The 3972-nt window shown below is 69.7% G+C and carries 4 protein-coding genes; 1 reads left to right on the top strand and 3 read right to left on the bottom strand.

Annotated features, from left to right (window positions below; genetic code table 11):
* The 3 genes from ABDW35_RS33490 to ABDW35_RS33480 all read right to left on the bottom strand — a co-directional run.
* A partial coding sequence (locus ABDW35_RS33490) for a TIM barrel protein (RefSeq protein ID WP_343718179.1) occupies positions 1 to 701 on the bottom strand: 701 nt, incomplete at its 3' end.
* 14 nt (positions 702 to 715) lie between these two features.
* A complete protein-coding gene (locus tag ABDW35_RS33485; protein ID WP_343718178.1) occupies positions 716 to 1834 on the bottom strand; it encodes a Gfo/Idh/MocA family oxidoreductase in 1119 nt (372 codons plus the stop codon).
* Positions 1835 to 1866: 32 nt separating this feature from the next.
* Positions 1867 to 2814, bottom strand: coding sequence for a sugar phosphate isomerase/epimerase family protein (locus ABDW35_RS33480; protein ID WP_343718177.1), 948 nt, complete (start codon positions 2812 to 2814; stop codon positions 1867 to 1869).
* A gap of 225 nt (positions 2815 to 3039) precedes the next feature.
* On the opposite strand from ABDW35_RS33480, the gene ABDW35_RS33475 reads away from it, so the two are divergent.
* The coding region (locus ABDW35_RS33475) for a LacI family DNA-binding transcriptional regulator (RefSeq protein WP_343718176.1) at positions 3040 to 3972 on the top strand (933 nt) is incomplete at its 3' end.

The raw sequence follows: 3972 nt of genomic DNA, 5'->3' as shown, positions 1-3972 counted from the left end.
GCCTTCAGCGTGCGCAGGATCTCCTTCAGGTCGGCGCTGCGGTCGCGGCCGTCATGGCCGGTGCGCGGCTGCTGGCCGGCGCCGTCGTAGGCGGTGACCTTGACGTGGCAGGTGAAGGCGCTGGGCGCCATCACCCGGATGCCGTCGCGCCAGGTGCCGCCGACGAAGTTGCCGGTGTCCGGGCAGGTGCGGAACCAGGACGACCCGACCTTGTCCAAGAGCCCCTGGACGTGGCCGGGGTCGAAGGAGGCGCCGCCATGGTTCTCGATCAGCAGATGCACGCCGGTGTGCTCGGCCTCGGCCGCCAGCTCCTGGTAGCTCTCGACGATGCGGCCCAGCTCCTCCGCCGTGGTCGGCTCGCTGCCGCCGCTGTTGACGCGGATCGCCTCCGATCCCACGGCGCGGGCGACGTGGAACCACTGCTTCAACGCCTCCAGATCGGTGCGCCGGCGGTCGGGGTCGGCGGCGGAGATGTCGCCCATGTCGACGGCGATGTTGCGGACGCTGACGCCCGCCGCCTTGATCGCCTGGCGCAGCTCGTTGAGGTACGAGGCGCTCTGGCTCGGGAAGAAGGCGGAGCAGAGCTCGACCACCCCGAGCCCCAGCGCCTTGGTCGCGGCCGGCAGCTCCAGCTGCGTCATCGTCTTCTGGTGCAGGATCGGCTGGTGGTAGAGCCAGCCGGCGATGCCGAAGGTGTCCATCGGTGTCCTCTTGGTCAGAAGGTCGTGCGCAGCTCGACCGCCGCGCCGGTGCGGGCGGACTCGCTGCAGCGGACCATAATCTCGAGCGCGTGGCGGGCATGCTCGGCGCTGAGCACCGGCTGCGTGCCGTCGCGCACGCATTCCGCCAGGTGCTTGACCAGGATGGCGCGCTTCAGCGTCCGCCACTGGTCGTCCAGATCGCCCTCGGCCGGGTCCGGCTTCGGCAAGGTCCAGGCGTCATCCGCCGGGGCAGCGCCGAGCCGGTACAGCTCCAGCGGCGGCAGCGCCGGATTGTAGTGGTAGTTGTAAAGGTTCAGCGTGCCGGCCCGGCCGAAGATCTCGACATGCGGGCTGCGGGCGGCGTTGACGTTGTAGCTGCCGTCGACCACGGCGAAGGTCGACCCGCCGAAATCCAGCATCATCAGCGTGTTGTCGTCGGCCGTGACCTCGATCTCCAGCCCCGCGAAGGGGCCGGCGCGGACGCGGCGCACCGGCTCGGTGATGCCGGAGAAGGCGACGACCCGCTTGGCCGGGCCGAGCAGCCCGGTGATGTCGTGGATGCCGTAGACGCCCATGTCGAGCAGCGGGCCGGAGCCCTTCTGGTAGAACCAGGTCGGGTCCAGCGGCCAGGCCCCGGCCGCCGGCCCGCCATGCGAGCCGCGGACCCGGGCGAAGCAGGGCTTGCCGATCGCGCCCTCGGCGATCAGGCGCTTCGCCTCGACCCGGTTCTGGTACAGCAGGTTGGGCGGGGCGACGACGCATTTGAGGTTGCGCGCCGTGGCGATCGCGACCAGCTCGTCCGCCTCCTCCAGCGTACTGGCCAGCGGCTTCTCCAGCACCAGATGCTTGCCGGCCTCGAGGATCGTTTTCGAGGTCGAATAATGCAGCGGGATCGGCGTGAGGTTCACGACCAGGTCCAGATCCGTCCGCTCCAGCATCTCGTCCAGCGACTCATGGGCGTGCGGGATGCCGTGGTCGCGCGCCACCTGAGCCGCCCGGCCGGCCACCGGGTCGGCGATCGCGACCGTGGCGACCAGATCGGGGATCAGCGTCATCCCGGGCAGGAAGCCGCCCGACGCGGTGGCGATGGTCCCCGCCCCCAGGATCCCGGCACGCAGAACGCGATCGCTCACTTCACCCCTCCGTTCGACGGCACGAGACAGAATCAGGCGGCGGCGCGCTCGGCCTGCCGCAGCAGCTCGCCGAAATATTCGAGGAACAGCGTGGCCTGGGCGTCGACGAAGTCGCGGCCCTGGACCTCGTTCCGCTCGTTCAGCGCCAGATGGCAATATTCGAAGCAGACATAGCCGTCATAGCCGATCTCCTTCATCGCCCGGACGAAGGCCGGATAGTTCGGCACGTCCTCGCCGAAGCGGTACGGGTATTGCACCACCCGGCCCTTGGCATCGCGCTTGAACTCGCCCGAGCAGTGCGAATGCACCTGCAGGCCACGGCCGGCCAGGCACGCCTGGCGCATGTACTCGTCATCCTGGCGGGTCATCAGCGGCGCGTCGAGGCAGGCCATGAAGGCCGGCGAGCCGACCTCGCGCACCATGTCGATCACGTCCTGGTGGTGGCGGATCACCGGTCCGTGATTCTGCAGCGCCAGCACCACGCCCTGGTCCTCGGCGAAGCGGGCCAGCTCGCGGAAGGCGGCGCGGGCCTGCTGCCAGATCTCCAGCCGCGTGGTGTCGCGCCAGATCTCCTCCCAGCGCCGCCGGGCCACGTCGTAATGGGCCAGCCCGTCGGCGCGGTAGGTGACGCCGGGCCAGGCCAGGAACACGCGCAGGATCTTGGACCCCAGATCGGCGGTCAGGCGGATCTGCTCGCGCACCATCAGGATCTGCGGCTCGAGATGGTCCGGCACCGGGGTGGTGAAATCGTTGTTGGCGGCGACGGCGGCGATCTCGATCCCCTCGCCCGCCGCGATCCGCCGGATCTCCTGCCGCGCCGCGGCGTCGAGATCCATCGGGTTGCCGTGCGGCCGCTTGCCGTCGAGCTCGATGCCGGCGAAGCCGAGCTGCCGCGCCTTGCGGATCAGGTCGGGCAGCGACAGCGCCTCGCCACGATACCAGATGCCGGCATAGGACACGCTGTACAGGCCGAGCTTCATCACGCCCTCCCTTCCGGCGCCGGCCTCGGCCGGCGCTGCAATTTCATGTAACGAACTGCAATATTTTCACAACGCTGCCGTGAGTCCGATCGGCCGTCAATCGGATTCTGGAGCTGTGCTGATCTTTTCTGAAATGGAGCGCTGCAAGGTTTTGCAGAAAGCTTGCAGAAGCCCGGCCATCCATGATCTGGTGCGGCAGGCTCCCGTTCGGGCCGAGGATCCGGAATGACCGACCGCGTCACACTGTTCGACATCGCCCAGACTGCGGGCGTCTCCACCGCCACCGTGTCCCGGGTGATCACCGGCCGCGGGCCCGTGAGCGAGGAGATGCGGCGCCGGGTCGAGGCCGCCGCCGAGGCGCTGCAGGTCAATGTGGCCGACCGCGGTCGCGCCGGCGGGCGGCAGACCGGCACCATCGCCCTGGTGCTGAACCATCTCGACTGGCCGATCATCCCGGACTGGCTGGCGGCAGCGCATCGCGCTTTGGCCGGCTTCGGCTACAGCGCCATCGTCACCGCCTCGGAAGGCGGGTCGGCGGTGCGGCAGCACTGCACCCGGCTGATCATCGAGGGCCAGGTCGACGGTGCCATCTTCTACAGCCCGCAGGGCGAGACCTACACCGCGATCCTGGAGCAGCTGGGCATCCCCGACCCGCAGCACCATGGCCGCGGGTCGTTCTGCATCGACCTGCGGCGCCGCCGCGGCTTCTACGTGCTGGTCGACGAGGACCAGGTCGGCCGGCTGGCCGCCACCCATCTGGTCAGCGCCGGGGCCCGCAGCATCGCCATGATCGCGGGGCCGCAGGACGTCACGGTCAGCACCGCGCGGCAGAAAGCGTTCCTGGATGCTGTCGCCGCGCTGGGCCAGCCGCGCGACGGCATCCTGACCGAGGCGGCGAACAGCTGGACCTTCGACGGCGGCTATGCGGCCATGGGCGCGGTGCTGGCCCGCAACGACCGCGTCGACGGGCTGTTCGTGGCCAGCGACAACGCCGCCATCGGCGCGCTGCGCCTGCTGCATGAGCGCGGGGTGAAGGTGCCGGGCGACATGATCCTGGTCAGCGTCGACAACATGCTGGACGGCGCCTACAGCATCCCGTCGCTGACCACGATCGACATCCGCGTGCGCGACCGCGCCGAGATCGCGGTGTCCGAGCTG

It is taken from the genome of Inquilinus sp. (assembly GCF_039594555.1).
Classification (GTDB): Bacteria; Pseudomonadota; Alphaproteobacteria; order DSM-16000; family Inquilinaceae; genus Inquilinus.
This window is presented reverse-complemented; position numbering and strand designations above follow the sequence as displayed.

What these genes read in the sequence shown, in the direction of transcription:
- ABDW35_RS33480 (WP_343718177.1), bottom strand. Translation starts at nt 2,814, where the DNA reads ATGAAGCTCGGCCTGTACAGCGTGTCCTATGCCGGCATCTGGTATCGT.